The sequence below is a fragment of the Paenibacillus popilliae ATCC 14706 genome, from assembly GCF_000315235.1.
Taxonomy (GTDB): Bacteria; Bacillota; Bacilli; order Paenibacillales; family Paenibacillaceae; genus Paenibacillus_B; species Paenibacillus_B popilliae.
On the sequence record NZ_BALG01000244.1, the window covers coordinates 1 to 25,937 of the forward strand.

The following is a 25,937-nucleotide window of genomic DNA, read 5'->3' on the forward strand; positions in this document are numbered from 1 at the left end:
AAGACATTCATCTCCAAAACGCGGGGTGAATGTCTTCTTTTTATACTATCTGCACCGCCTCCGAAGAAAAACGCAAGTTCTTCAGTGGCCTCGGTTACAGCTGGAGGATTTGGGGCTAACATGGACATCATCGCCCAAGTTCGGCCGGATTTGGAAGGCTATGTGACGACGAACCAGGAAGGAAGCACTGGCGACGGCATTAAAATGATCGAAAACTTGGGGGGCACCACGGTCGATATGGAATACATCCAGGTTCACCCAACGGTGCAGCAGGAAAACTCCTACCTTATCGGTGAAGTGGTACGCGGTGAAGGAGCCATTCTCATCACAAGCAAAGGCGAACGGTTCATCAACGAAATGGCTGCCCGTGACAGCGTAACTGCGGCGATCAATAAGCTGCCGGAAAAAAACGCTTTCCTTATTTTCGATTCCGGCGTCAAGTCGCGTGCGAAAGCAGTCGAACAATATGAAAAAATGGGCTTTGTGAAGACAGAGGATACAATCAAGGCGCTGGCTCAAGAAATCGGCGTACCGGCGGATCAATTACAAAAGACCCTTGATACGTGGAACAGTGCGGTAAAAAATAAGAAAGACGCCGAGTTCGGCAGAAAGACGGGAATGGATCACGACCTGTCCGCTGCGCCGTACTACGCCATCAAAATCGGACCAGGAATTCACTACACCATGGGCGGCGTGAGAATCAACACGAATACGGAAGTCCTGGACAATGACGGAAAACCTATTTCGGGTCTTTTCGCTGCGGGTGAAGTGACTGGAGGTCTACACGGAGAGAACCGAATCGGTGGTAATTCCGTCGCGGAAATCATCATTTTCGGCCGTCAAGCCGGTATAAAATCCTCTGAATACGCCAAAACGGTAAAATAAGTACAGTTCTCCCCCAACCTTTTCGGTCGGCTGCGTAAGCGTCAAATCGTCCGCAGCTTGTTAGAAGATGAGAGCTCGTATCAAAAGTCATAGCGGTAGCTGGAGGTCTGTAAAATAAACTTATATTATGAGGTTAATCGGCTTAATCTGGTTAACCTCATTTTCATATAAAATATTCAATAATTGGCTAAGGAAGGATGTTCACCATTGTCAGATGAAAACAAAAAAAATATAATTTATCTCGTGTCAGGTCCAGTCGGGGTTGGAAAATCTACAACTTCAAAAAAACTTGCTCACATGGTTAAGAAATGTGTTCTTCTTGAGGGCGACTCTATTTTAAATATGTATGAATACGGATCAGAAACATCTTGGGAGGATCGCTTAAGTCTAACGTGGGAGAATATTCTTACTTTAACTAGGAATTTTATTCAAAATGGCTTCAATGTCGTCATTGACTTTGTGGTAGAAGATGAACTTGACTGGTTTTGTAAACAGATATCCGATTTACAAGTAACATTAAAATATATCGTACTTAGAGCAGATAAAGAAAAACTAATCGAACGTATAGGTATGAGGGGAGATGATGATTTAACAGAACGCTCATTGTTTTTGTTGAACAAACTGGAATCAACTCCCTCGAATCAACAATTTATGTTTGATACAACTTTAAGACATACAACAGAGATAGTAGATGTAATAATAAATGACACTGGTTTTGTTGTTGAAATTTAATCGAAACGTACAGGAGCTTGAACAAAGTTCTAGTAATGTAACGAGGCCAGCCATTATGATCCCAGTAAAGCAGCTTCAACTTGTTGCGTTCACGGCACCAGACCTTCATCGTCTGGCCGCTTGCTTCATAAGCTGCGACGCGCGCGGTCCATTCTTGTCGGCGTTGTTCTTGTTTCGTCATGAGGCAACCTCCTGTGATTTGGAATTGCTCTCATCTTCTCATGATTCCCGGGGTCTGTTGAAGGTGTGCCAGGTTTGACGCTGAAGGTCGGACTGACAGTTCGACCTTCAAGATGAAGTCAAAAACATTCATTACAATATCATTGATTAACTAGCAAGTTTATATGCGGGTACTTCATCTGCATGAGGGAAAAAGCCTTCAAATGAAATTCCCTTCTTACTTGCAAGTTCCTTATAAAAATCTTCAACTTTTGATCGTATTGTATTTTTCCGCTCCACTAAAACATCTAGAAACTCTTTCGCTGATTCACCAAGCTGCTTTTCACGTCCTTCTGCATAAGCTCTAAACATATCTGAAAAAGCAGGTTCTGATAAGCTTTCAATTTTTTCGATTAACGGTTTTACGGACATGAGATCCATTTCGTATTCATTTTTCAACCATCCATCCCACAAGAATGTATAGCATGGTTGGTTATATTTATTGTTGTAAATAAGGGATAAAATAGAATCTGGATTAGATGTGCATTCGGTAATTCTAGAAGTATCGCCAACGTGTTTAAGAGCTTGTCCTTTATCGAAGGCTACGATATTCCCGCTGCTATCAATACCAAAATTACCATCATGACAGTCCAGATTCGCAATCAAATAATCAATGATCTGGGACTCCTGTAACTGTTTCCGATTTTCATCCGTTAATTTCCCAAATTGGTAGTTTAATCCCCAAGTTTTGAGGTCGATCATTTTCTGTACCGAACCGGACCGTTTACCTACACCCGGTATGTAAAGTGTTACGTTCTCAATCTCTACTGAAGGCTGGTCCAGTGCCTGTAATAGTTTATTGGCACCCACCTCAGCTTCACCCACCCAATCAAATTTCCAAGGTTTTCCACTCACTTTAAATAACCAACGCTCTCCGGTTTTATCCTGCACAATATATTTTTCAGATTGACCACCAAGATCCTTAGTAGCATCACCGACAACAGTAAATTCTGTATTTAGCAACACCTCATCGCTCACTATGAATTGGTCATTCTCCTTCCTCTCAAGTGGCAACACCTCCGCGCTCGCTTTTAAAATGCCGTTCTCCCTTCTCACGTCGCGAATCACATAGCTCGTTCCTTTGTCCAGTAAAAACTCATATTCAAATGGATATTTAGCTAACGACATAACAGGGGCGGCGCAATAGCCAGCGGGAACATTAAGTTCAAGGTCTACATTACCTTTGAAAAGGTTAGTCTTATATAACGCTGTACTCACAAATGCATTATCGGTAATCACAGCGCCAATTAAATCGGAGGGTTCCACTTCTTCCCACTCAGGCATATGAATATTTCGATAAACTACAACCCCTTCAGAAAGGTTAAATTTTTGAAGCCCTTTGCTTATGCTTTCTGCGTCACGAATTATCTGCCTAGTATATCCATTTCCGACGTCATCGCTGACACCATTACGAAGGTAACCGTTAATTAATTCGGCATCTTCGGTGTAGTCTCTGATACTGTCTTTTTCTTCTTCAGAAAGGCGGTTTAGCCACGAAGGAGATACGGCATTGTTCCACTCTTTTACTAGATTTCCTGAGTAAAACCGATAGTAATCATCCCCGCTCGCTTGTCCCGCTTCTGTCGCTTGCGCGTTCACACTGCTCATTTGTGCTACCGGCATGAGAAGTGAAATACTTAACATCATCATTGCGGTTAGAAATATTTTTTTGATATTCTTTTTTACATCCATAAAATCATCTCCTCTGTTTCATGTACTGAAAATCTAGCTGTTACAATATTGAACAGTAACATGGAGTTACATTCAAAGTAAAATAAAGATTGTTATAATATGTATCGATAATATGTCTGTTTCTCCCCTGCCGAAGCCCCGTATTAAAATCGATACCTTTACTGTGTACTTAGACTCGTCAAAACGTCGAATGCTTTATGTGCCATCCTTGTTATGAACAGATAAATTACTGGGCTAAGAAGGAGGAATGCGCAAAAGTGGATGCGGTAGCAAAAAGTATCGGCAAAAGCCGGGCCGCTTTTATTCAAGAAGCGATCGACGAAAAGATCGAACGTGAAGGGCTGGAAAGCTCTTCTGTGAACGAAGAACCTGGGAGTAGTCCGGGGACTCATATAGGACTTATAACCTAGAAAAAGAAATGGGAACTGGTGACACATTAAGAATGAACAAAACTTATCATTCCCTTCCTATTAAGCTATCATAGAATTGGTAGTAGCAAAGAGCCAAACGGATGAAGTGGGCTACGTTCCCACCTGGAGTTGGAAAAACCCACCTGTCCGTGGGGCTGGGAATTAGTGCTAGACTCTTTATTGGATAACAGAGAACCGAGAGTGCGACAATATTGAGTCTAGCACCAAAACCAACATGATCCTTTTGTTTTTTAGGTGTCGATCACTTCTTATTACAATCCGCCATTTATTGTTCTCTTATTTTCCTTGTATTTTGGAATAAGGTTGAGAATGGAGCATCCATGAAATTCCGTATTTATCGACAAATTGCCCCATTTTACCGCCCCAAAATTGGTCTTCATAAGGCATTTTTACTTCAACCGTTCGAGAATTAGCAACTTTCTCGAAAAACTCATCCGCTTCTTTTACAGCTTTTTCGTCTTCGCTATTCACATCTAGCATAATCGAGATTTGATTTCCATTTTGAACAGATTGTCCAAAACAGTCTGAACAGAGTAAATCAGCTCCTAGAACACTAAAACTGGCATGAATAGTCGTATCCTCCAAATGCTCTAATGATACACCAAATGTTTCGGCTTGTTCTTTGTTGACCGGCATTCGCATAATATTTGTAGCCCCAAACACTTCTTCGTAATAAGCTAATGCTTCTTTTGCGCTATTAAAGCCAAGATAAGGATATATTTTCGCCATTTTTTTACTCCTTTTGCTTTGATTTAACAGAAATTATTATTACACAATAATATATATTTTGCAACAATACGGTTGCCAGTGCCGTCTTTTGTGTCAGTGCTTACGTATTTTGTCGGTAGAGAAATCACCGTGGCGGCACCGCTCTGCTCCAGCAGGAAGATGATTTGCTCCACGCTACGCGCCGGACGTTCACGACGCAAGGCAATCGCTTGCCTAAGCAGTTCCGGATCCAGTTTCATTCGTCCTGCCGTATTGCGCGGCTTCGCTTTGAGCGCATCCCAGCCGCCTTTGCGGCAAGCCTCCAGGTAACGCGAGAGCGTCCGCTCGCTTACGGTCATCCTGCCGCTGCCCGGCAGATCGTACGTCCGGCGGCAATTTGTTCGTCTTGCAAAGCATCGGGCATGAATGGTTCCTCCTTGTAGGAATGGAATAGGGGCAACTCCCATGATCAGGGGAAATACTGCCGTCAGCTATAGCCAGCTTTTGTGGGGTGTGCACGCACCGCCGCCACGCCTAGTAATCGGTCGAGCCGAAGGAGTTCCTAAAAGAGACAATACGGCCGAGGAAGCACATCCCACGCCATCCATAACGCAGTCCAATCGGATCGTCGTTCGTGAGGGAGAGACGAATCCAGTCCGTTATGCAGTATATTGCTCCAAAGTCGCTGTTTATGGCGATCGCGGCGGCGCATCCAGCATTGCTGCCAACGCCACAGCCTTTTCTCGGCATACCGGCCTCCGGCAAAGGAGGCGCTATCCGCCACAATCGTTGACAAGCTGCAGCCTTCAATTATGCAAATAAGCCAATACATCGCTATTCCAATCCACTACCATAATATGGAGATAGTCGAAGTGGAGAATAGGAAGATGTGTGGCCGTCAAACCTTTATCGTCTTCCTATTCGTCTATTTTTCGACACGCCTCTCCTTATGATTGTCGTTGTATGCAATATTCACCACCGCCAATCGCCCCTCCTTCTCTCCGACATTCCTCATAATAAATAACCGTTCACCTTCCGTCATTGGGAGTGAGCAGCGACACCTAGAGTTCATTCTTTCAACATAAATCACCTGCATTTTACATTTAATATAGACATTTTTGCATATGGATCACCGCATGTTTTTGTGTAGGTTGCACAAACTTCGTGGAGAAGGAGAAAGGGGGCATCAACTTGAACCAAAATTTTATTGAGATCGTGAACGCCAGAGTGAACAATCTTAAAAATGTCAGTGTCCAGATACCGAAGGGGAAAATTACGATCTTTACCGGGGTCTCCGGTTCTGGGAAATCTTCCCTTGTGTTCGATACGGTTGCCCAAGAAGCAGGGCGGCAGCTCAATGAAACCTACAGCAGCTTTGTCCGGACGTTTCTGCCGCGATACAGCCGACCTGAAGCGGATGAAATCCGAAACCTCTCAACGGCCGTAGTGGTGGATCAAAAGCGCCTTGGAGGAAATGCACGTTCTACCTTGGGAACGGTGACGGACATTAATGCCTTGTTCCGACTGTTGTATTCACGTTTTGGAAAGCCGCAGATCGGTTATTCCAATGCGTATTCCTTCAATGACCCAAGTGGCATGTGTCCCGCATGTGAGGGGATTGGCAAGATCATCACGCTAAATGTTGATGCGGCGCTAGATAAAGAGAAATCCTTACATGAAGGCGCGATTTTATTGCCGGGTTTTGCGCCGGGAGGATGGCAGTGGAAAACCTATGGTGAATCCGGATTTTTTGATAACGACAAGAAGATAAAGGATTACACAGAAGACGAGCTTCAAACTTTACTGTACGCTGATCCGCAAAAGGTCATGGTCAGTCATCTGGACAATGAGATTAACGCGACCTATGAAGGGCTGGCTGTTCGATTTATGCGGCTGAATGTGAAGACGGAGAAGGAAACCAGCAAAGTTGGAGCCAAGAAAATGAACAAGTTCACCACGATCGGCATCTGTCCGTCCTGTGGGGGCAAACGCTATAACGAAAAGGTGTTGTCCTCCAAAATCATGGGCTATTCCATCTTCGATATGACTGAGATGCAATTGGACGGGCTGATCCATGTCTTATTGCAGATAGACATGCCCACGGCAAAGCCTGTAGTGGATGGGATCGTAGAACGTTTGAGAAATCTTTGCGAGATCGGGCTTGGCTATATGTCGCTCACGCGGGAAACTTCGACCTTATCCGGTGGCGAATCGCAGCGGGTAAAGATGGTCAAGCATTTGTCCAGCAGTTTAACGGGAATCATGTACATCTTCGATGAGCCAAGTACCGGATTGCATCCGCGTGATGTGTATCGCTTAAATGAGCTGCTCGTCAAGCTGCGGGACAAGGGCAACACCGTCCTGGTGGTGGAGCATGATCCGGATGTTATTCAAGTGGCCGATCACATCATTGATGTGGGGCCGAGAGCGGGTTCTGGCGGCGGCCGAATTATGTACAGCGGCGATTATGAAGGTTTGCTGGCATCGGATACGCTCACGGCCCAATATCTAACGCGACATGCTGACATGAAGCCAAATTCAAGGCCCGTCACTTCATTCTTGGAAAGTCGAAAAAGCAGCCTGCACAATTTGAAGAATGCCCGTTTGCGCGTGCCAGTTGGCGTGTTCACCGTGGTAACAGGCGTGGCAGGCTCCGGCAAGAGTACGCTTGTCAACGAAGTGTTTGCGAAGGATCATCCGGAGGTGGTTCGTATTGACCAGCAGCCGGTTCAGGGCAGCATCCGTTCCAATCCGGCCACGTATGCCGACATTATGGCCTCCATCCGTAAAGCATTCGCAGAAGTAAATCGCGTGGACGGTGGACTATTTAGTTTCAACTCTATAGGCGGTTGTGAGACCTGCGGAGGAACGGGCATCATCGAACTGAACATGTCCTTTATGGATAAAGTAGGGGTCACGTGCAGTTCGTGTAACGGCAGTCGATTCAAACCCGAAGTGCTTCAGTACCTGTACAGAGGAAAGAACATTGTTGATGTGATGGACATGACGATTGCGGAAGCCGTGGAATTTTTCGAGACTAAGGATATTCAGACGAAATTGAAAAGTCTCGTCACGGTAGGTTTGGGCTATTTGACCTTGGGACAACCGCTCAGCACGCTTTCCGGCGGCGAATGCCAGCGCTTGAAGTTGGGCAAGGAACTGAACAAGAAAGGCCAAATCTACATTCTGGACGAGCCTACAACGGGCCTGCATATGTCTGATGTTTCCCACATGTTAAGGATCATTGACACGCTGGTGGAGAAAGGAAATACCGTGATTGTGATTGAACATAATCTGGACGTGATCCGGCAGGGCGACTGGATCATTGATATTGGGCCGGATGGGGGAACGGACGGCGGTGAAGTCATCTATGAAGGGCCACCGCCTGGCATTATGAACAGTGAGCGATCCATTACAGCGCGATATTTGTAACGGATCGAAAGAATGGCTTTAATGAATTCCTCCTTTGTCCAATGGGCTGTCGCATGAAGCCATTTTATCGGACGGCGGGCAGGCATGTTGCACAATTTTTATTGGAGAATCCAGCAAAATGCGGTAAAATAGATGAGCATAGTAGGAATCGCCGTATGTCTCCGTCAAATATAAGACTTGGTGTGCTGAATACAAATAAAACATGATTGTGCAACAAAGGGGAAGCCAGCAACGATGAATACTTATTTATTTCCGATCCAAGCCGCTTTGATTACGTTTCCGATCGTGTCCTTTTTTCTGACGCTGCCATTTTTAATCGTCCAGTATCGTAAGTATGGCTATGTGAACAAAGTACGTTCGCTTGTGCTGTACTCGATGCTGCTTTATTTTATTTCAGCGTACTACCTTGTCATTCTGCCTCTGCCAGCCAATCTCGACAACTGCGTGCCCGGCGGTAGCGGTGTATTTTCTCAATGGACTCCATTCACATTTATCCGTGACATTATGAAGGAGACGAATGTCGTCTGGTCCCAGCCTTCGACCTATGTGACGATATTAGGGGAGCGGGCTTTCTGGCAGGCGGGCTTCAACGTCGCTTTAACATTGCCGCTTGGGGTATATCTTCGTTATTATTTCCGAAGATCGTTCTTGGCGACGACGGTCATTGCCTTTGTCGTGTCGCTCTTCTTCGAGACGACGCAACGCACGGGCCTATACGGGATTTATGCGTGCCCATACCGACTGTTCGATGTCGATGATTTGATGCTCAATACGTTCGGGGGAGCGCTTGGATTTTTGCTTGCTCCATTGATTACGTATTTCCTGCCGCACATCAGCCAATTGGATGCGAACGTGGATCTGATGCGTAGGCCGGTCGGCTTTATGCGCCGTATAATTGCACTATGGCTCGACTATTTATGCATCGGATTTATTTACTGGATTATCGCTATTTTCATAGTGGCAGACAACGGGAATGACGTCGATCACTTCCTGAATGACTTACAGTCCAATGGATGGGTGCTGGCGATAACGATTTTTGTCTATTTCATGCTGATGCCGCTGTGGACCGAAGGGAAGACGTTCGGCAAATGGGTGACGCGCATTCATCTGATCGATGACCGCTTGGCGGCGGATTCGGAGCGGACAAACAAGCTATCTTTCAAGGGGCTGCTCATCCGGTACGGCTTGCTTTATTTCGGCATCGGCGGGATCAATTATATATTTTTCTATGTGTTGAATTCCGGCTATATCCTAGAACTAGGGGGATTTACGCCGATCGTCATCATTCTATGGCTCGTCTTCAATGTGTTCGTGGGTCTGCATGTGTTGCTGCATCTGTTTCGGCGTGATAAGCGTCTCTTCTATGAAAAAATGAGCGGAACTCGTAATGTTATCACGATTCCGGATCGGATGCTGCCATATTCGGGCACGGTCGATCTGATGGAGACGAAGGAGGATGCTGAAGAGAATCCGCCTGTCCGCCGCACGATGGACTTCCAGGATGGATCGCAGCTTATAATTCGGACGGATGCCATGGCGGAGCCGCAGGAGGAACTGTCTGCGGACGAGATACCGGAGCCTCCGGATGTTGCCTCGGTGAGACCCGAAGCAGTGGCGAAGCAGGAAGAGAAGGCCGCCGAAGGCGAAGCAATGGATACGGAGGAACGGGTAGAGTGGGAACTGACACGGCTACGCGCCAAGCTGAATCAAGACCGATCCGATAAATAATGGAAAAGCAAAACGGTCTCCAACCGTCCGGAATGGCGGGGAGACCGTTTTGTGTTATGGCGAGGCCGGAGGTTCGGAAGACGAACCATTGCGGGCATTATTCTGCTGATCGATCATGGGCTTAAATGAGGCTGGCCGCAGCCCCTTCTTCTTGCGGAAGCGGGAGGCGACGTAGTTCCGTTTGCGGTCGCGGTAGAACACCCAACCGCCAATAAAAGCGACCCCGATGGCGAACATGATAAAGCCGCCAAGGAAAGGAAGCCAGCCGAAGGAGGGGGCGGCGAGACCGTCATTCCCGCAGTCGGCGATGTAATCGAAGATGACGTTCTTCATCGTTAGAAAGCCGAAGGTCGCGAGAAGGCCCGGAATGACGAGCAGCAATATGGCAAAAAAGCGGGCTATCACTTGCGTATCCTGCCTCATGAATAGATCACCTTCGGAATATGTTCATCATGAATCATTACCTATGTTTTATCTTACCTTGAAAGCGGGGAATTGTCTAATCAGATCATGTCGTCGGGAAGCCTGCGGTTGACAGATTCAGGTTTGGCGCTGCCGGAAAAAGGGAGTACAATAGAATCAATGGATTCGGACGAAAAAAGGAGTGCTTGGTATGACAAAGCAAGTCGATGTAGCCATTTTGGGAGGAGGAACGGGCGGATATGTCGCGGCCATCGCGGCGGCGCAAGCCGGTAAATCGGTCGTCGTCATTGAACGGGAGAAGCTGGGAGGAACATGCCTGCACCGCGGGTGCATCCCGAGCAAGGCGCTGCTGCGCAGCGCGGAAGTGTATCAGGAGGCGGTAAATGGCTCGACCTACGGCATCGAGGTCGAGGGCGTGAAGCTGTGCTTTGACCGCGTCCAGGCCCGCAAGCGGGACGTTGTCGAGAAGCTGCATCAAGGGGTCTCGATGCTGATGCGGCAGCATGAGATTGAAGTTATTTACGGCAGCGGACGGGTAGTGGGGCCGTCCATTTTTTCCCCGAAGAGCGGTTCGGTAGCGGTCGAGTACCCGGACAAGGAGGCAGATACCATCGTGCCGAAGCATCTCATTATCGCGACCGGATCCCGTCCGCGGATGCTGCAGGGACTGGAGGCTGACGGAAACCTTATCGTTACGACGGATCAGGCGCTCGAATGGGAGAAGCTTCCGGCGCGCGTCGCCATATTGGGAGGCGGCGTCATCGGCATCGAATGGGCATCGATGCTGACCGACTTCGGCGTACAGGTCGATGTCATCGAAGCGGGGGAACGGATTGTCCCGATGGAAGAGGAAGAGACAGCACGTGAGCTCCAACGGCAATTGGCGAAGCGGGGCGTCCGCTTCCATACGCAGGCGGCGCTTCAGCCGGAAGGGCTAAATAAGGATGAAGAGCGGGGAGAAGTTCATCTCATCATCGAAGAAAACGGGGAGAGCGTAAGCATAAAAGCGGACAAGCTGCTCGTATCGATAGGAAGACAGGCCAATATCGAGCATATCGGCTTGGAAAATGTCGGGCTGGAGACGGAAAATGGGTTCATCCGCGTCAATGCGTGGATGCAGACGAACGAGTCACATATTTATGCGATTGGCGACGTCATCGGCGGCCTGCAGCTGGCTCATGCCGCGGCAGCCGAAGGCCTGACCGCCGTACGCCATCTGTGTGGCGATACGTCGGTTGGCTATGACTCGCGGAATATTCCGCGCGCGATCTACTCCCGTCCGGAAGCGGCCTCGATCGGTTGGACGGAGCAGGATGTGAGAGCCGCAGGCTATGACGTGTTGGTAAGCCGTGTGCCGCTGCATGCGGTCGGCAAGTCATTGGTGCACGGGGAGCCGGAAGGGTTCGCGAAGGTGATTGCGGATGCTCAGTCCCGCGATCTGCTCGGCGTCCATATCGTCGGGCCACATGCGACCGAACTGGTTGGGGAAGCTTCGACAGCTATGCTGCTGGACGCGACCGCGTGGGAGATGGGGCAGGTGATCCGGCCGCATCCGTCGCTCTCCGAAATATTGACCGAGGCGATGCTGGGCGTAGAAGGCAAAGCGATTCATATCTGACGCATCCGGATGCGGGAACTGACCGTAGCTGATGTTTTCTTTTTCAGAACGATAGGGGTATAATATGTTTAGAGTCAAGTCTTAGTACCTGGTGTTATACTTGCGACAGACTTGAATGAATAAGGAGGTCTGCTTTATGACGCCGGAAATAAATACTCGTCAGAAGACGAGGCATGAGTCCCTCGGACTCTCGGATGAACAGGCGGTAGACATGTACCGGAAGATGCGGCTTGCCCGCATGTATGATGAACGGGCGCTGCTGCTGCAGCGGGCGGGAAAAATCAATTTTCACGTATCCGGTATCGGTCAGGAAGCTGCCCAGATCGGTGCGGCATTTGCATTGGATAAAGAGAAAGACTATTTTTTGCCCTATTACCGCGATTACGGATTCGTTCTGTCCGTCGGTATGACGATACGAGAATTGATGCTGGCTATTTTTGCTAGGGAGGAGGATCCGAACAGCGGCGGCCGGCAGCTACCGGGCCATTTCGGCTGCAAGCGTCTTCGCATCGTAACGGGCTCCAGTCCGGTGGCAACGCAAGTGCCGCATGCTGTTGGCATTGCGTTGGCGGCGAAGATGCGCAACGAAGGAGCGGTCTCCTTCGTGACGCTGGGCGATGGCTCGAGCAACCAGGGAGATTTCCACGAGGGCTGCAACTTCGCGGGCGTGCATAAGCTGCCGATGATCGTGATGGTGGAGAACAACCAGTATGCTATCTCCGTCCCTCTGGACAAGCAGGTGGCAGGACGCATCAGCGACCGGGCACTGGGCTACGGCTTCCCGGGCGAGCGCGTCGACGGCTGCGATGTGCTGGAGGTGTATCGCACCGTCAAGGAAGCTCGCGAGCGGGCGCTGCGGGGCGAAGGGCCTACTCTTATCGAGGCGGTCATGTACCGGCTGACTCCGCATTCGACTTCGGATAACGATATGGTCTATCGGACGAAGGAAGAAGTGGACAGGAACTGGAAGAACGATCCGCTGCCCCGTTACAAGGCATATTTGATGGAATCCGACCTCTGGTCGGAGGAAGAGGACGCGCAGTTGAGCGCAGACATCAAGTCGAGATTGGATCGAGAGATCTCCTACGCCGAGCAGGCGGCCTACCCGGCTGGCGAAGAGGCGCTGCGGCACGTCTATGCGGAGGAGGAAGCAAGCACATGGCGATAATCGATTATATTGATGCCATACGAACGGCAATGAAGGAAGAGATGGAACGGGATGCCAACGTATTCGTGCTCGGCGAGGATGTCGGCGTCAAGGGCGGTGTGTTCACGACGACGAAGGGGCTGTATGAGCAATTCGGCGAAGCGCGCTCGCTTGATACACCGCTGGCCGAATCTGCGATCGCTGGCGTGGCGATCGGCGCCGCGATGGTTGGGATGAAGCCGATCGCGGAAATGCAGTATTCGGACTTTATGTTCCCGGCGACGAACCAGATCATCAGCGAAGCGGCGAGAATCCGCTACCGCTCCAACAATGACTGGTCCTGTCCGGTTGTCATTCGCGCTCCGATTGGCGGCGGTGTGGCCGGCGGACTGTACCATTCGCAATGTCCTGAATCGGTCTTTTTCGGAACTCCCGGCCTGAAGATCGTCGCTCCGGCTACGCCCTATGATGCGAAGGGCCTGCTCGTTGCGGCCATCCGCGACCCGGACCCGGTCTTATACTTCGAGAATAAAAAATGTTATCGCATGATAAGCGGGGAAGTGCCGGAAGGGGATTATGTCGTTCCGATCGGAAAAGCGAATGTCGTGCGCCAAGGAACGGACATCACCGTCATCGCTTACAGCCTGCCGGTCCATATAGCGATGCAGGCTGCGGATGAGCTCGCGAAGGAAGGAATCAGCGCGCAAATTCTTGATCTGCGTACGATTCAGCCGCTGGATCGGGAATCGATTCTTGAAGCGGCGGCGAAGACGGGCAAAGTGTTGATTATTCATGAAGACAACAAGTCGGGTGGGGTCGGTGCAGAGGTCTCTGCCATGATTGCGGAAGAACTGCTGTTCGACCTGGACGCGCCGATCAAGAGGCTGTGCGGCCCGGATATTCCGGCAGGCCCGTACAGCCCTCCGCTCGAGAAGGTTTTTATGTTGAACATGGATAAGGTCAAGGATGCCATGCGCGAGCTGGCATTGTTCTAAGGACGGGAGTGAAAATCAATGTCTGATGTTAATGGGAAAGAAATCACGATGCCACAGTTGGCCGAATCTCTCGTGCAGGCGACGATTGGCAAATGGCTGAAGCAGCCCGGGGAATCGTTCGAGGCGTATGAGCCTATCTGTGAAGTCATTACCGATAAAGTTGTCGCCGAGCTTCCGGCTACCGAAGCGGGCATCATGGAACAAATTATCACGCAAGAGGGCGAGACCGTCGCCGTCGGCGCCGTCATCTGCCGCGTCCGCACGGAAGCGGCCGCGGTTCCGGCGGGCGCAGGGCGGGCGAGCAAGCCTGCCGCCGCGCAAGGCAGTGTCCCGGCGCCAGCTTCCGCTGGGCAAAATAGGAGCGGGCGCTACTCGCCCGCCGTCCAACGCCTGGCGTTCGAGCATGGCATCGATTTGACCCGCTTGCAAGGTTCCGGCTTAGGCGGCCGAATTACGCGGAAGGACGTGCTGGCGGCCGTTGAGTCTGGCGCTTATACAGCATCCCCTGAAGCAGTTACGGGCGCGCAGACGCTTCGCCAAGCAGCGTCGGCAGCTTCTTCGGATCCGCTGCCGCCTGCGGCTCAGGTGCCAGTGCGCCATTCGGGGCTCCATCTGGCGGATTTGCCGCGCATACCGACCATCGATGTAGAGGAGGCCGGCTGCGGGGAGACGTTCATTGACGTGACGCCTATCCGCCATACGATTGCCAGCCGGATGCGGCAAAGTGTCTCTGAGATTCCACATGCGTGGACGATGATTGAAGTCGATGTGACCAATCTCGTGCTGCTGCGCAACAAGGTCAAGGACGAATTCATGCGCAAGGAAGGCTTCAATTTGACCTATCTCGCCTTCGTGCTGAAGGCGGTCGTCAACGCGATCAAGGATTATCCGATCATGAACTCGGTCTGGGCCGTCGACAAGATTATCGTTAAGCGGGATATCAACCTGTCGCTGGCGGTCGGCACGGAAGACTCGGTGCTGACGCCAGTCATCAAGCAGGCGGATCAGAAGAACATTGCGGGCCTCGCCCGGGAAATCGACGAGCTGGCGCGTAAAACACGGGAAGGACGACTCAGACCCGAAGATATGCAGGGTGGGACCTTCACCGTGAACAATACGGGCTCGTTCGGCTCGATTCTGTCCTACCCGATTATCAATTACCCGCAGGCGGCGATTCTGACGTTCGAGTCGATCGTCAAGAAGCCGGTCGTCATCAACGACATGATCGCGGTCCGCTCCATGGCGAACATGTGCTTATCGCTCGATCACCGCATTTTGGACGGCGTCATCTGCGGTCGCTTCCTGCAGCGGGTGAAGGAGAATCTGGAAGGCTATACACGGGATACGAAGGTATACTGAGAACAGGCGAAGGCAAAAGGACCCGGCCTGATAACAGGATGAGTAAAGACTTTTGACAGAAGAAGGCGATATCAGGATGAATGCAACGGAAGAATCGGCATTAGGTGGGAGAAGACTTCGTGTTCATCATCTGGGCTTCACCGGCTATGGCGAAGCGTGGGAGCTCCAAAAAAGCATCGTGAAGCAGGTGGATAGCGGCGAGCGGGACGATACGCTGCTGCTGCTTGAGCATCCGCCGACCTACACGATCGGATCGCAGCGTCATCCGGAGCATCTGCTGCTGTCTCCCGAACAATTGAAGGAGCGAGGCGTCGCCGTCTATCAGATTGACCGCGGCGGGGATATCACTTACCACGGTCCGGGGCAGCTCGTCGGCTACCCGCTTCTGCTGCTCGAAGGGAAGCGGATCGACCTTCACGGCTACTTGCGCTCCCTGGAGGAGGCGATCATTCGGCTCCTCGCTTCCTTCGGGGTTGAGGGAAGCCGCAAGCCGGAATATACCGGTGTCTGGGTTGGCGACGTGAAGCTGGCGGCTATCGGCGTCAAGTTCAATAAATGCCGCCAACATCGGGGCTTTATCACGAGCCACGGCTTCGCCCTGAATGTCAAGAGCGGCATCCAGGCAGGCGGCTTCAGCGGCATCGTGCCGTGTGGAATTAGCGAGTATGGGGTCACTTCTCTGGAGGACTGCACAGGCATGGAATTTACGGTAGAGGACGTAGGCAGACAACTGCTGCCTTACCTAGCTGAGGTGCTGGAGTACGATCCTCCGATCGTTGAGCCATTGGAATCGCTGCGCAGGTAGAAGCGGCTTCAACCGGAGCGGGCTCCCGCCGCAGTATGGGCGGAAGGGGGTTGACCGGAGTGATGGAGCGCAGGCTGAGCGGGATTAGCCGGATTAGCGGGAGGGCAGGGTAACCTATCGGAAACAGCCTGTCCCTCCCAGTTCCGGATGTGGGGCTATCAGCCGAAAAACGGCTCGATCAGCACGAGCGCAGTGGACACAAGCATGGCCGCCAGCATCAGATAGACGATGATTTTGAACCACTTTTTGGATTGCATATAACGGGTAAGCTCCTTTCTTCAGCGATAGCTGAATTTCAGATCATTACCCCTATTGTAACGAACAATTCGTCAGGAGGAAAGCGAATATGGTTCAACAGGATAGAGTAGTGAAGCATTTGATGGAATTGGTGCATGTGGATAGCGAGACGAAAAACGAACGCGCGATCTGCGACGTGCTCAAGCAGCAGTTCGAAGCGCTGGGTCTGCAGGTGACCGAGGACGATACAGCTTCGGCGACGGGGCATGGCGCCGGCAACCTGATCGTGAATTGGCCGGCGACGCCGGGACAGGAAGGCAGCACCCGACTGTTCTTCACCTCCCATATGGATACGGTCAAGCCGGGCAACGGTATCCGCCCGCAGCTCGGAGAGGATGGTTACATACGCAGCGACGGCACTACAATTCTCGGCTCGGACGATAAGGCAGGTCTGGCGGCCATGTTCGAAGCCATTCGCGTCATCACAGAGACGAAACTCCCACATGGACAGGTTCAATTCGTGATTACGGTCGGTGAAGAATCGGGCCTCGTCGGGGCGCGAGCCATGTCGGCCGAGTATTTGCAATCCGATCTCGGCTACGCGCTCGACTCGAACGGAGAGGTCGGAGCTATCGCGGTGGCGGCGCCTACCCAAGCGAAGATTTCGATGGAGATTTTCGGGAAGTCGGCCCATGCCGGCGTGAATCCCGAGGATGGCATCAGCTCGATTCAGGTCGCCAGCAAGGCAATTGCGCGCATGCCGCTGGGACGCATCGATCATGAGACGACAGCCAACATCGGCCGCTACGAAGGCGGCGGCGCCACGAATATCGTCTGCGATTATGTGAAGCTGGACGCCGAAGCCCGCAGCATCGTGCAGAGCAAAGTCGAAGCCCAGGTTGAGATGATGAAGGAAGCGCTGGAGAGCGCGGCAGCCGAATACGGCGCCCGCGCGGAATTCAAGTGCGAGATCGTCTATCCTGCGTTCAATTTCACGGAAAAGGATGAAGTCGTGAAGCTGGCGCAGCGCGCTATCGAGCGCATCGGCTCCGTATCCCGCCTGTTCCATTCCGGCGGCGGCAGCGATGCCAACATTTTTAACGGCATGGGTGTGCCGACGGTCAATCTGGCCGTAGGCTATGAAGATATCCATACGACGAACGAACGCATTCACGTATCCGATCTGGTACGTACGAGCGAACTGGTCGTTGCCTTAATCGAAGAGGCGGCCAAGGCGTAAGCGGCCGGGCGATTCGAATGGAAGCCTGCTGTGTTCGGACCACGCCGGGAATCGGTCCGTACCGCGCCGGTTGTGCCGGCTTCGGGCCGCTTCCCGGTCACCGCCTGTTCAAGCAAATGGTCGGGTGTTCGCCGGCTCAATACCGCAAGCCGCCTCAAGCTTCTGAGTCAGGGTAACCTGGAACGGAAGCTTTTTTGGGCTGGACGGCCAGAACAAGGGACTTGGAAATTAACATTCCGCTGGGATGCGCGGATGACCCGGTCCGGCTTGAATAGTTCGTCAGATTCCAGAGAAGCAAGGCATCGTGTCGGGGGGGGGTACCCACTTTGTGTTTGCGGCGAGCTGCGGTCGTCCGCAAAGCCATGCTTCTCTACGTTTTAGCTCGGCTCTGTAGCTTTTGGAGCGTCATGGACAACGTGGCGGTAAGGCCTTCCCGAATCATGAGCCTTCTCAGCTCGGCACGAATTTCATAGCTTTTCCCTACGAACCGCATTTTCTGCTTGGAATAATATTGTTTCATGTCATTACCCTCATTTCGTTCGGACGAGCCGTTTTGGTATAATGAGTATGTTGCATCGAACGGAATTATGTATGCATAGCGATGGCTCGCTCCGAAGCTGAACAGCCCCGGGAAGGATGAGCCAATCATTTGTTATTAGGGAGTGGCCACGAGATGAGCTTGCATGATGATGTTAATCAAGAAAAAATTCGCCCGTCGCTTGAAGAAGTGACGGTCGATACGTCTACCGTTTTTGAAGGGAAAATTATCGATCTTCAGGTCGTTACGGTTACTTTACCCGATGGGACCACAGCAACACGTGAAATTGTCCGCCACCCGGGCGCGGTCGCGGTGCTGGCGATCAAGGACGGGCGTATGCTTGTCGTCGAGCAGTACCGCAAGCCGCTTGAGCGGACGCAGGTCGAGATTCCGGCAGGCAAGTTGGACGCGGGCGAGCGGCCGGAGGATGCGGCTAAGCGGGAGTTGGAGGAGGAGACAGGCTTCCGGGCAGCTTCCCTGATTCCACTTGGGACGTTCTCGACCTCTCCTGGGTTCGCGGACGAGATAATCTATTTGTATGCGGCGAATGAATTGGAAGAAGGTACGATGAAGCCAGACGAAGACGAGTTCCTCGAAGTGAGCGTGCTGACGATGGAAGAAGCGTTCGAGGCGATGCGTCAGGGCCGAATCGGCGATGCGAAGACAATACAAGCGCTGTATGCATGGAAAATATACGAGATGACGGGCTCATGGCCGGTATAATCACACCTGCGGAAGGCTCGAAGTTCACCGGCATGCGCGTGTTCGGAGATTTCCATATCCATATCGGCAGCACGTCCTGCGGCGCACCGTGCAAGATGAGCGCAAGCCGGGATCTGACGTTCGAAGCGATTGCGAAGGAAGCATCGGAGCGCAAAGGGCTGCACCTGGTTGGGATTATTGACGCTCACGCGCCACGCGTACAGGAGGACATCGCCGCCTTGCTTGAGCGTGGAGAGATGGAGGAGCTGGCCGATGGCGGCATCCGCTATCGGAACACGACGCTGCTCCTTGGAGCCGAGCTTGAAATCCGGGCGGAAGGGCTCGGGCTGGCGCATGTGTTGTGCTATCTTCCCAGCTTCGATGCGATGCGTCATTTTTCGGCGTGGCTGTCGCCTTACGTAACGAATATGAATCTGTCTTCCCAGCGGGTATACGCCTCGGGACGGGCACTGCAGGAACAGACGGTCGCGCACGGGGGCGTATTCATTCCGGCGCATGTATTTACGCCGTTCAAGAGCATCTACGGCAAATGCTCCGATCGGATGGCGAATGTATTGGACATGGAGCTTATCGATGCGGTGGAGCTGGGCCTTAGCGCCGACACCGAGATGGCCGGTCTTATCTCCGAATTGGATCGCTACACACTGCTGACGAATTCGGATGCCCATTCGCTGCGCAAGATTGCCCGGGAGTACAACCAATTGACAGTCTCTAAACCCAGCTTCAAGGAATGGGCATTAGCGCTTCAGAACCGGGACGGTCGGTGCGTCAATGCCAATTATGGGCTGAACCCGAGCCTGGGCAAATACCACCGCTCGCGCTGCACGGAATGCGGAGCCGTCCCCGAGACGACGCAGCTTCCCCCGGTATGCCCCGCCTGCGGCAGTACCAAAATCGTCCAGGGCGTGCTCGACCGCATTCACGCCATCTCGGATCGGGACTACAGTCAGGTTCCCGCTCATCGCCCACCATATTTTATGCAGATTCCGCTGGAGTTCATTCCGGGCGTCGGACCCCGTACGCTGAACAAGCTGCTCGACCGGTTCGGCACCGAGATGACGGTGCTGCATCAGGCGACCCCGGAGCAGCTGACCGAGACGGTCGGCGCGAAGACGGCGGAATATATTGTCAAAGCGCGAAGCGGAGACCTGGTCTTGGTGAGCGGCGGGGGAGGAACCTACGGCAAAGTCGTCACGTAGCGGCGAGGCCTGCCGCACACAACGGACGGCTCCCGCGTTCATATGTTAACGAGCTGCCGCATATATTGGATTGACACAGAGGCGCTGTGAGTCCATCGTATGGGAAAGGAGCCGTTCCCCGCATGAAGCCGGCATCATATTCGTTTCACGCGCAACTTCATTTGTACCTTTTTTTCTCGATTTTGTTCTTGGTCGGCGTCGTGTTCGGGGTGCTGCTCGTCAATGCGTTGACGCTGGAGCAGCAGCAGGAACTGGGCAGTCATCTCGGTCACTTCTTTGTCATGCTGGACGGAGATAGTCTATCGCCGGATCAGCCCGGGATGTTCGCCGATTCCGCCATGCTGTACGGCAAATGGATTGGGTTGATCGCGCTGCTGGGCTTTTCGATCGTCGGCTTGCCGCTTGTCCTTGTGCTTGTCTTTGCCAAAGGAATCTTCATCGGCTTTACGGTAGGCACCTTGATCGGCCAATACGGGTGGAAGGGGATGCTGTTCGCCTTCGCTTCGGTCGCCCCGCATAATCTACTGGCCATACCGCTCATTCTGATCGCCAGCGTCGCTTCGATTACGTTCGCGACGTATATTTTGAAGAACCGGGTCTTCATGCCCAAGGTTCAGTCGCTGCGCGAGCCGCTAGGCCGCTTCGTTCTCGTTCAGGCATCGGCGGCCGCCGGAATGGCCGTCGTTGCGGCTGTCATGACCTGGGTATCCCCCTTCTTGATGAAGCTGGCCGCGCCACTGCTTGCCGGAATGGTATCCGGAGGATGAGACCCTTTTTCATTTGCGTAAATGATTTGACACTTATTGCATTCTCCCCCTATAATGATAGAAGCGAATAGAATTGCGGATAGGCGGGCAAGGGGGAAGATCATGGAAGCGCGTATTGAGAAGATCAAACAACAACTGCAATCCCAAGGGTACAAGCTGACACCCCAGCGTGAAGCAACCGTTCGCGTTCTTCTCGAGAACGAAGAGGATCACCTTAGCGCGGAAGATGTATTCATGCTAGTGAAGGAAAAGGCCCCTGAAATCGGTCTTGCCACCGTGTATCGGACATTGGAGTTGCTGAATGAGCTGCACGTGGTGGAAAAATTGAATTTCGGAGATGGTGTAGCCCGTTATGATTTGCGCGGCGACAACAACAAGCACCACCATCATCATTTGATCTGCGTCCAATGCGGTTCGATGGATGAGATTCAGGAAGACTGGCTGGGCCCGCTTGAGGAGCGACTGGAGAAGGAGTTTCAGTTCCACGTCGTCGACCATCGACTTGACTTCCAGGGCATTTGCCGGGAGTGTCAGGAGAAGGAGCGCCTGCGCAAGGAATCATCATCGAATGATGAATCATAACATACAGCCTCGATGTCAACGACGTCGAGGCTTATTTAATTTGTGTTGGATGGGGTTTATTGCCAGATTTGCTGAACATTGCTTTCCTGAGGCGGCTCTTGCTGCCTTCTGGCATGCGCACGGTACGCCTGCTGCGGCCGCGGATGGACGGGGCTGCCGCGAAGGTGTCAGCTTCTTTCTCGCCGGGCGAACTGATCTAAGCGCTGCCGGCAGGGCGGAATTGACCGATTCATCGGCGTGGTGCTTTGCTTTTACCGTATACACGACCGCCCTGTACGCATTGATGAGTCCTGCGCCTTGGGCCGTCACCGGCTTCCCGCGCAGTTGCCGGGAAGTATGAACCAGCGCGGAGCGAATCTGATCCGGCATCATATCGGGACAGGTGGCCAGCATCAATGCCGCCGTGCCCGAGACATGTGGCGCCGCCATCGATGTCCCCGAATCTTCAGCGAAGCCGCCCTTATAGCTCGTTGAGACAATGTTTGTGCCGGGAGCCGCGACATCGATTCCTTTGCCGCGGCTGCTGAAGGCGGCAATGCAGTTGAGCCTATCGGTCGCAGCGACCGCGATCACCTCTGGATAGCTGGCCGGCTCATCGATGGCTTTGGCATCCTTGCCGTTATTGCCGGCGGAAGCGACGATAGTGATACCTTGGCGGTGGGCGCGGCGGATCGTGTTGCGCAGCAGCTTGCTGGGACCGTTCAGGCCCAGGCTCAGATTAATGACATCCATCCGGTTCCGGATACACCATTCGACACCTTCTACGATATCGGATACATAGCCTTCGCCCTTTTCATCCAGAGCCTTGACTGCAAACAGCTCCGTGTTGGGAGCTGTACCACACAGGATATGCCCTCTGCAGAGCGCTGCGACGGTGCCTGCCACATGGGTGCCGTGGCCGTTGTCGTCATCATAGGATGCTCCTGGATGAGTCGTGTTGATCCCACCGGAGATGCGAAGATTCGGATGGGGCGAGATACCTGTATCGACAATCGCAAGCCGAATTCCCTTGCCCCGGGTTACCGGCCAGACTTTAGGCGCATTTATTCGCTGGACCCCCCATGAAATGTACTGTATTGAAGCGGTTTGACCTTTGGTTGAGGGATAGCTCCGCATTATGGAACGCACTTTAGTGAAAGAAGAACGCCGCCCCCGACCAACCGCATGAGCCCGAACACGGGCATCATTCTCGATTCTGTGTACGCTGGGATGTTTGATTAATTCGGCCAGCTTCGCATGAGGGTGAACATGACAGCATAGCATGCAGGCCGATTTTACCTGCTTCACGGGAACGATGCCCTGCTTTTTCAACTCGTGAACGCACGTATTGAAGCTTTTTCGATCTTTCAGCACGATGATTTTCCGTACCGTGTGCCGGGCGGGCTTCCCGTGCACGAGGGCTTGTAACATGCGGGTTAAGTTGCGCATGCTCTCCCATCCTCCCGTTCCATTCAGGTTAAGTTCCATTATGCCTTCAAATAGGGGCACACGATTAGAGTATGGGGACGGATGGAAGACGGTGACGCCTCAGTGATGCATTTGTCGCCTGAAAGGAGGGTGGAGCTCATGTCCAGGAAAGCCTAATATTGTTCATTAGGGACGATTCAAGATGAGGATTGGTAATTGTCGATGTCGCCATTGATCAGGGCGGCTGGATCGCGTGACGACGCACGAACATCCGACTTTCTTCGAGCATGGCGTCGTCCACTATGCCGATGCCAATATGCCGGGCGCCGTGCCATGCACGTCAACGCTGGCCTTGGCGCTTGCCACGCTCCCGTATGTGCGGAAGCTGGCTTCATTGGGGTTGGAGAAAGCGATCCAGCGCGCCTGAGCTGAGAGGCGGTCTCACGACGTACGAGGGCGGCATCGTTCACCGGGTCGTCGCGGAATCGCTTGGCTAGAAGCCGCGTCCGGAGCTGTTCCTGTCTGCCTAATGCCCTTTTCATGCCGATGGCATATCCTATCCGCTTGTCTCATAGGTTACGAGTAACGGGACGATTCGGATAGGGAGGACGTAAGAGAATGATCGTGTCGCTTCGCAAAGTATTGAACCGACTCAAGTTCGTGGCGCTCTTTTTGCTATTGACGTATGCGATGGCCCACCTCTTGGGAAGCGTATCCGACTGGATATCTCCTGTCGAAAAATATAGAGAGCCGCAGGGGAAGGCGATGAAGGTGTTCCAGATTGAGGGGGCGACGGAGATCGATCCCCATACGTTCATGGAACGCCTTCGCCTGTTTTATTGGCTGGGGGAATAACCATGGCGTTCACGCATCAGGCACACGGTCCGAAGCAGGAATGTATGGAACCTGCGTGGAAAGAATATGTGGAAAGAATAAAGGAACCCCTATTCAAGTCTAGCGCCTCTATGGTGGGAAAAAGACGCAGCAAGGAGATTTTATATGCAGCATCCGATAGAAGAGTGCATCGAATGTTATGAACAGCATTTAACGCAGGAGCGGCGAATGTCCGCGCATACTCGAGCCGCGTACCTGGGGGATATTCGTGCGTTCCTGAGAGCAGATACGATGAGCGGACTGGATTCAATTGCGGCAATCCGGCCTTTTCACGTAAATCAATATGTATTTCAATTAAAGCGGGAAGGGCGGGCTGCATCGAGCATTTCCCGCCTTATCGCTTCGATTCGCTCCTTCTGCCATTTTTGCATCCGCGAAGGATGGCTGGACCTTGATCCGACGCTTGGACTGGAGCGGCCGAAGCTGGAAGCGAAGCCACCTGAGATATTGTCACCGGAGGAAACTGAGCGCCTGCTCCATCTGCCGGATCTTGCGACAGAGCAAGGAATCCGCGATCGTGCCATGCTGGAGACGCTGTATGCGACTGGCATGCGCGTGTCCGAGCTGATGGCGATCAATGTCGGGGACGTGCAGCCCAAATTGGGCTTCGTGCGCTGCACTTCCGCGAATCGGGAGCGGGTCATCCCGCTTGGACAAGCCGCGGCTGAGGCGATTCAGCGGTACTTGGAAGCGTCGCGGCCCAGGCTGCTCGGAGAAGGGCCTGCTAACGGAGACGAGACGACACGGAGCGCCGCGGCGGCGGAGATGCCGGAAGAGGCGTTATTTCTCAATGTGCGCGGACAGCGGATGTCCCGGCAAGGGTTTTGGAAGACGATGAAGAAATATGCGGAGTGTCTCCAGCTGCGATTTCCGCTTACGCCGCATACGCTGCGCCATTCATTCGCCGTGCATCTGCTACAGAATGGGGCTGACGTGCGAGCGGTGCAGGAGATGCTCGGCCATACGGAATTAGCGACGACACAGCGGTATATCGTGCAGATGTCAAGATCGAGCATGAAGGATGTATACACGCACGCGCATCCGCGCGCCAGAACATCATCCGTCGGGGAGGAAAAATAATGAGTCGAGCTTATGAACACATCCAGGAAGCGGCATCCTATATTGAGAGCCGTACCAGCGTCCGTCCAGAGATCGGGTTGACTCTCGGCTCGGGTCTCGGTGTGCTGGCCGATCTTGTTGAGAATCCCGTCACGATTCCTTACCGCGAAATTCCACATTTTCCAGTCTATACCGTCGAAGGTCATGCGGGAAACCTGCTGATCGGCACGATTGAGGGACGCGCGGTCGTCATGATGAAAGGGCGCTTTCATATGTATGAAGGCTACGCTCCAGAAGTGACGGCGTTCCCGGTACGGGTCATGAAGGCGATCGGCGCAGAGAAGCTCCTCGTCACGAATGCGGCCGGCGGCATCAATACGGGCTATAAGCCGGGTGACCTGATGGTCATTAGCGACCATCTCAACTTAACGGGAAGCAACCCGCTTATCGGGGCGAACGACAGCCGTCTGGGCGTCCGATTCCCGGACATGTCCCAGGCGTACAGCCCGCGTCTGCGCCAGCTTGCGAAGGTCACGGCTGAGGAGCAGGGCTTCTCGCTCCGCGAAGGGGTCTATGCCGGGCTGCTCGGACCGAACTATGAGACGCCGGCCGAGATCCGCATGCTGCGCACGATGGGGGCGGACGCGGTAGGCATGTCCACTGTCTCGGAAGTCATTGTCGCCAGTCATGCGGGTCTTGAGGTGCTAGGCATCTCCTGCATCAGCAACATGGCGGCGGGAATACTTGATCAGCCATTGTCCCATCACGAGGTGATGGAGACGACAGAAAAAGTGAAGGACGCCTTCTTGAAGCTGGTACTGGCGCTGATTCCAAAAATGTTAGCTTGATGACAGCATCCGGTTAGGAGGAGCGAAGATGAGGGCAGTCGACATCATTCACAAAAAACGGGAAGGTCACGAGCTGACGGATTATCAGATCGCCGCTTGGGCGTCGGTCATGAGCAAGAAGATTGCGGCCGGAGCCGACGCCATCGTGCTTGATAGCGCTTCTCTAACAACAGTTCCATAAGATTCCGTTCCCTCAACCTTCCCATGGGGATACCGTTTCTAGCGAAACCTTTGGTTTTGCTAGAAACTTTTTTTATGTCGGCGTGCCC

General features: G+C 52.6%; 28 protein-coding genes. 21 read left to right on the forward strand and 7 right to left on the reverse strand.

Annotation, left to right across the window (positions count from 1 at the left end):
- Together PPOP_RS15045 and PPOP_RS15050 are read left to right on the forward strand one after the other, a co-directional pair.
- On the forward strand, positions 1–885 hold an 885-nt coding region (locus tag PPOP_RS15045; RefSeq protein ID WP_234399860.1), incomplete at its 5' end, for a flavocytochrome c.
- 207 nt (positions 886–1,092) lie between these two features.
- Positions 1,093–1,617, forward strand: a complete 525-nt coding sequence (locus PPOP_RS15050) for a P-loop nucleotide/nucleoside kinase family protein (RefSeq protein ID WP_042229116.1) — start codon at positions 1,093–1,095, stop codon at positions 1,615–1,617.
- A gap of 327 nt (positions 1,618–1,944) precedes the next feature.
- On the opposite strand, the gene PPOP_RS15055 is transcribed toward PPOP_RS15050, so the two are convergent.
- A complete protein-coding gene (locus PPOP_RS15055; RefSeq protein ID WP_006287400.1) occupies positions 1,945–3,528 on the reverse strand; it encodes an ADP-ribosyltransferase in 1,584 nt (527 codons plus the stop codon).
- Between the two features lie 257 nt (positions 3,529–3,785).
- Here PPOP_RS15055 and PPOP_RS23495 point away from each other — a divergent pair, with 257 nt between their 5' ends.
- Positions 3,786–3,938: a hypothetical protein gene (locus tag PPOP_RS23495; protein ID WP_234399861.1), complete on the forward strand. Its 153-nt coding sequence runs from the start codon at positions 3,786–3,788 to the stop codon at positions 3,936–3,938.
- A gap of 297 nt (positions 3,939–4,235) precedes the next feature.
- On the opposite strand, the gene PPOP_RS15065 is transcribed toward PPOP_RS23495, so the two are convergent.
- Complete coding sequence (locus tag PPOP_RS15065) at positions 4,236–4,688, reverse strand: VOC family protein (protein ID WP_006287402.1); 453 nt, start codon at positions 4,686–4,688, stop codon at positions 4,236–4,238.
- A gap of 23 nt (positions 4,689–4,711) precedes the next feature.
- Positions 4,712–5,026, reverse strand: a complete 315-nt coding sequence (locus PPOP_RS19550) for a helix-turn-helix domain-containing protein (RefSeq protein ID WP_006287403.1) — start codon at positions 5,024–5,026, stop codon at positions 4,712–4,714.
- 275 nt (positions 5,027–5,301) lie between these two features.
- On the opposite strand from PPOP_RS19550, the gene PPOP_RS22850 reads away from it, so the two are divergent.
- The 3 genes from PPOP_RS22850 to PPOP_RS15080 all read left to right on the forward strand — a co-directional run bounded on the left by PPOP_RS22850 (position 5,302) and on the right by PPOP_RS15080 (position 9,827).
- Positions 5,302–5,460 (forward strand): hypothetical protein, encoded by a 159-nt coding sequence (locus tag PPOP_RS22850; RefSeq protein ID WP_159101845.1) that lies wholly within the window; start codon positions 5,302–5,304, stop codon positions 5,458–5,460.
- 398 nt (positions 5,461–5,858) lie between these two features.
- Complete coding sequence (locus tag PPOP_RS15075; RefSeq protein ID WP_006287405.1) at positions 5,859–8,099, forward strand: ATP-binding cassette domain-containing protein; 2,241 nt, start codon at positions 5,859–5,861, stop codon at positions 8,097–8,099.
- 234 nt (positions 8,100–8,333) lie between these two features.
- Positions 8,334–9,827, forward strand: coding sequence for a VanZ family protein (locus PPOP_RS15080; protein ID WP_006287406.1), 1,494 nt, complete (start codon positions 8,334–8,336; stop codon positions 9,825–9,827).
- Between the two features lie 54 nt (positions 9,828–9,881).
- On the opposite strand, the gene PPOP_RS15085 is transcribed toward PPOP_RS15080, so the two are convergent.
- Positions 9,882–10,250 (reverse strand): DUF2627 domain-containing protein, encoded by a 369-nt coding sequence (locus PPOP_RS15085; RefSeq protein WP_006287407.1) that lies wholly within the window; start codon positions 10,248–10,250, stop codon positions 9,882–9,884.
- A gap of 190 nt (positions 10,251–10,440) precedes the next feature.
- Here PPOP_RS15085 and lpdA point away from each other — a divergent pair, with 190 nt between their 5' ends.
- From lpdA to lipB, 5 genes are all read left to right on the forward strand, one after another.
- Entirely contained in the window at positions 10,441–11,868 is a 1,428-nt protein-coding gene (gene lpdA, locus PPOP_RS15090; RefSeq protein WP_042229119.1) for a dihydrolipoyl dehydrogenase, read from the forward strand.
- A 136-nt stretch (positions 11,869–12,004) separates the two neighbouring features.
- Positions 12,005–13,036, forward strand: a complete 1,032-nt coding sequence (locus PPOP_RS15095) for a thiamine pyrophosphate-dependent dehydrogenase E1 component subunit alpha (RefSeq protein ID WP_042229121.1) — start codon at positions 12,005–12,007, stop codon at positions 13,034–13,036.
- Positions 13,027–14,010, forward strand: a complete 984-nt coding sequence (locus PPOP_RS15100; protein WP_006287410.1) for an alpha-ketoacid dehydrogenase subunit beta — start codon at positions 13,027–13,029, stop codon at positions 14,008–14,010. Before PPOP_RS15095 ends, PPOP_RS15100 begins: the two co-directional genes overlap by 10 nt.
- Before the next feature lie 18 nt (positions 14,011–14,028).
- Positions 14,029–15,369, forward strand: coding sequence for a dihydrolipoamide acetyltransferase family protein (locus PPOP_RS15105; RefSeq protein ID WP_006287411.1), 1,341 nt, complete (start codon positions 14,029–14,031; stop codon positions 15,367–15,369).
- 76 nt (positions 15,370–15,445) lie between these two features.
- Positions 15,446–16,174: a lipoyl(octanoyl) transferase LipB gene (gene lipB, locus PPOP_RS15110; RefSeq protein WP_006287412.1), complete on the forward strand. Its 729-nt coding sequence runs from the start codon at positions 15,446–15,448 to the stop codon at positions 16,172–16,174.
- 158 nt (positions 16,175–16,332) lie between these two features.
- Here the strand turns inward: lipB and prli42 are convergent, their stop codons facing one another.
- Positions 16,333–16,431 (reverse strand): stressosome-associated protein Prli42, encoded by a 99-nt coding sequence (gene prli42, locus PPOP_RS20850; RefSeq protein ID WP_093471069.1) that lies wholly within the window; start codon positions 16,429–16,431, stop codon positions 16,333–16,335.
- An 89-nt stretch (positions 16,432–16,520) separates the two neighbouring features.
- Here prli42 and PPOP_RS15115 point away from each other — a divergent pair, with 89 nt between their 5' ends.
- Positions 16,521–17,651, forward strand: a complete 1,131-nt coding sequence (locus tag PPOP_RS15115) for a M20/M25/M40 family metallo-hydrolase (RefSeq protein WP_006287413.1) — start codon at positions 16,521–16,523, stop codon at positions 17,649–17,651.
- A 370-nt stretch (positions 17,652–18,021) separates the two neighbouring features.
- Here PPOP_RS15115 and PPOP_RS22855 read toward each other — a convergent pair whose 3' ends face one another.
- Positions 18,022–18,171 carry a hypothetical protein gene (locus PPOP_RS22855; protein WP_159101846.1) on the reverse strand — a complete coding sequence of 50 codons (150 nt, stop codon included), beginning with the start codon at positions 18,169–18,171 and terminating at the stop codon, positions 18,022–18,024.
- 153 nt (positions 18,172–18,324) lie between these two features.
- Between PPOP_RS22855 and PPOP_RS15120 the strand changes: the two genes are divergently transcribed.
- The 4 genes from PPOP_RS15120 to fur all read left to right on the forward strand — a co-directional run bounded on the left by PPOP_RS15120 (position 18,325) and on the right by fur (position 21,460).
- Positions 18,325–18,912 carry an NUDIX domain-containing protein gene (locus PPOP_RS15120; protein WP_006287414.1) on the forward strand — a complete coding sequence of 196 codons (588 nt, stop codon included), beginning with the start codon at positions 18,325–18,327 and terminating at the stop codon, positions 18,910–18,912.
- The gene (locus tag PPOP_RS15125) at positions 18,900–20,111 is read left to right on the forward strand and encodes an endonuclease Q family protein (RefSeq protein ID WP_006287415.1); all 1,212 of its coding nucleotides are present in this window, start codon (positions 18,900–18,902) and stop codon (positions 20,109–20,111) included. The genes PPOP_RS15120 and PPOP_RS15125 overlap by 13 nt, the downstream gene beginning before the upstream one ends.
- 122 nt (positions 20,112–20,233) lie before the next feature.
- Positions 20,234–20,878: a stage II sporulation protein M gene (gene spoIIM / locus PPOP_RS15130; RefSeq protein WP_042229123.1), complete on the forward strand. Its 645-nt coding sequence runs from the start codon at positions 20,234–20,236 to the stop codon at positions 20,876–20,878.
- Between the two features lie 102 nt (positions 20,879–20,980).
- Positions 20,981–21,460, forward strand: a complete 480-nt coding sequence (gene fur / locus PPOP_RS15135; RefSeq protein WP_006287417.1) for a ferric iron uptake transcriptional regulator — start codon at positions 20,981–20,983, stop codon at positions 21,458–21,460.
- A 15-nt stretch (positions 21,461–21,475) separates the two neighbouring features.
- Here fur and PPOP_RS15140 read toward each other — a convergent pair whose 3' ends face one another.
- Positions 21,476–22,888 carry a S8 family peptidase gene (locus PPOP_RS15140; protein WP_042229125.1) on the reverse strand — a complete coding sequence of 471 codons (1,413 nt, stop codon included), beginning with the start codon at positions 22,886–22,888 and terminating at the stop codon, positions 21,476–21,478.
- A gap of 232 nt (positions 22,889–23,120) precedes the next feature.
- Here PPOP_RS15140 and PPOP_RS20855 point away from each other — a divergent pair, with 232 nt between their 5' ends.
- The 5 genes from PPOP_RS20855 (at position 23,121) to PPOP_RS22860 (ending at position 25,849) form a co-directional block, all read left to right on the forward strand.
- Positions 23,121–23,294 (forward strand): alanine dehydrogenase, encoded by a 174-nt coding sequence (locus PPOP_RS20855; RefSeq protein ID WP_006287420.1) that lies wholly within the window; start codon positions 23,121–23,123, stop codon positions 23,292–23,294.
- A 191-nt stretch (positions 23,295–23,485) separates the two neighbouring features.
- Entirely contained in the window at positions 23,486–23,722 is a 237-nt protein-coding gene (locus PPOP_RS15145; protein ID WP_006287421.1) for a DUF4227 family protein, read from the forward strand.
- Between the two features lie 144 nt (positions 23,723–23,866).
- Positions 23,867–24,841 carry a tyrosine recombinase gene (locus tag PPOP_RS15150; RefSeq protein WP_006287422.1) on the forward strand — a complete coding sequence of 325 codons (975 nt, stop codon included), beginning with the start codon at positions 23,867–23,869 and terminating at the stop codon, positions 24,839–24,841.
- Positions 24,841–25,668, forward strand: a complete 828-nt coding sequence (locus PPOP_RS15155; protein ID WP_006287423.1) for a purine-nucleoside phosphorylase — start codon at positions 24,841–24,843, stop codon at positions 25,666–25,668. Before PPOP_RS15150 ends, PPOP_RS15155 begins: the two co-directional genes overlap by 1 nt.
- 28 nt (positions 25,669–25,696) lie before the next feature.
- Positions 25,697–25,849: a hypothetical protein gene (locus tag PPOP_RS22860; protein ID WP_006287424.1), complete on the forward strand. Its 153-nt coding sequence runs from the start codon at positions 25,697–25,699 to the stop codon at positions 25,847–25,849.
- Positions 25,850–25,937: the final 88 nt, after the last annotated feature.

Bases quoted from the DNA above. Each gene is read 5' to 3' on its own strand.
- PPOP_RS15055 (WP_006287400.1), bottom strand. From the start codon at position 3,528: ATGGATGTAAAAAAGAATATCAAAAAAATATTTCTAACCGCAATGATG.
- PPOP_RS15065 (WP_006287402.1), bottom strand. From the start codon at position 4,688: ATGGCGAAAATATATCCTTATCTTGGCTTTAATAGCGCAAAAGAAGCA.
- PPOP_RS19550 (WP_006287403.1), bottom strand. From the start codon at position 5,026: ATGACCGTAAGCGAGCGGACGCTCTCGCGTTACCTGGAGGCTTGCCGC.
- PPOP_RS15080 (WP_006287406.1), top strand. From the start codon at position 8,334: ATGAATACTTATTTATTTCCGATCCAAGCCGCTTTGATTACGTTTCCG.
- PPOP_RS15085 (WP_006287407.1), bottom strand. From the start codon at position 10,250: ATGAGGCAGGATACGCAAGTGATAGCCCGCTTTTTTGCCATATTGCTG.
- lpdA (WP_042229119.1), top strand. From the start codon at position 10,441: ATGACAAAGCAAGTCGATGTAGCCATTTTGGGAGGAGGAACGGGCGGA.
- PPOP_RS15095 (WP_042229121.1), top strand. From the start codon at position 12,005: ATGACGCCGGAAATAAATACTCGTCAGAAGACGAGGCATGAGTCCCTC.
- PPOP_RS15100 (WP_006287410.1), top strand. From the start codon at position 13,027: ATGGCGATAATCGATTATATTGATGCCATACGAACGGCAATGAAGGAA.
- PPOP_RS15105 (WP_006287411.1), top strand. From the start codon at position 14,029: ATGTCTGATGTTAATGGGAAAGAAATCACGATGCCACAGTTGGCCGAA.
- lipB (WP_006287412.1), top strand. From the start codon at position 15,446: ATGAATGCAACGGAAGAATCGGCATTAGGTGGGAGAAGACTTCGTGTT.
- prli42 (WP_093471069.1), bottom strand. From the start codon at position 16,431: ATGCAATCCAAAAAGTGGTTCAAAATCATCGTCTATCTGATGCTGGCG.
- PPOP_RS15115 (WP_006287413.1), top strand. From the start codon at position 16,521: ATGGTTCAACAGGATAGAGTAGTGAAGCATTTGATGGAATTGGTGCAT.
- PPOP_RS22855 (WP_159101846.1), bottom strand. From the start codon at position 18,171: ATGAAACAATATTATTCCAAGCAGAAAATGCGGTTCGTAGGGAAAAGC.
- PPOP_RS15120 (WP_006287414.1), top strand. From the start codon at position 18,325: ATGAGCTTGCATGATGATGTTAATCAAGAAAAAATTCGCCCGTCGCTT.
- PPOP_RS15125 (WP_006287415.1), top strand. From the start codon at position 18,900: ATGGCCGGTATAATCACACCTGCGGAAGGCTCGAAGTTCACCGGCATG.
- spoIIM (WP_042229123.1), top strand. From the start codon at position 20,234: ATGAAGCCGGCATCATATTCGTTTCACGCGCAACTTCATTTGTACCTT.
- fur (WP_006287417.1), top strand. From the start codon at position 20,981: ATGGAAGCGCGTATTGAGAAGATCAAACAACAACTGCAATCCCAAGGG.
- PPOP_RS15140 (WP_042229125.1), bottom strand. From the start codon at position 22,888: ATGCGCAACTTAACCCGCATGTTACAAGCCCTCGTGCACGGGAAGCCC.
- PPOP_RS15145 (WP_006287421.1), top strand. From the start codon at position 23,486: ATGATCGTGTCGCTTCGCAAAGTATTGAACCGACTCAAGTTCGTGGCG.
- PPOP_RS15150 (WP_006287422.1), top strand. From the start codon at position 23,867: ATGCAGCATCCGATAGAAGAGTGCATCGAATGTTATGAACAGCATTTA.
- PPOP_RS15155 (WP_006287423.1), top strand. From the start codon at position 24,841: ATGAGTCGAGCTTATGAACACATCCAGGAAGCGGCATCCTATATTGAG.
- PPOP_RS22860 (WP_006287424.1), top strand. From the start codon at position 25,697: ATGAGGGCAGTCGACATCATTCACAAAAAACGGGAAGGTCACGAGCTG.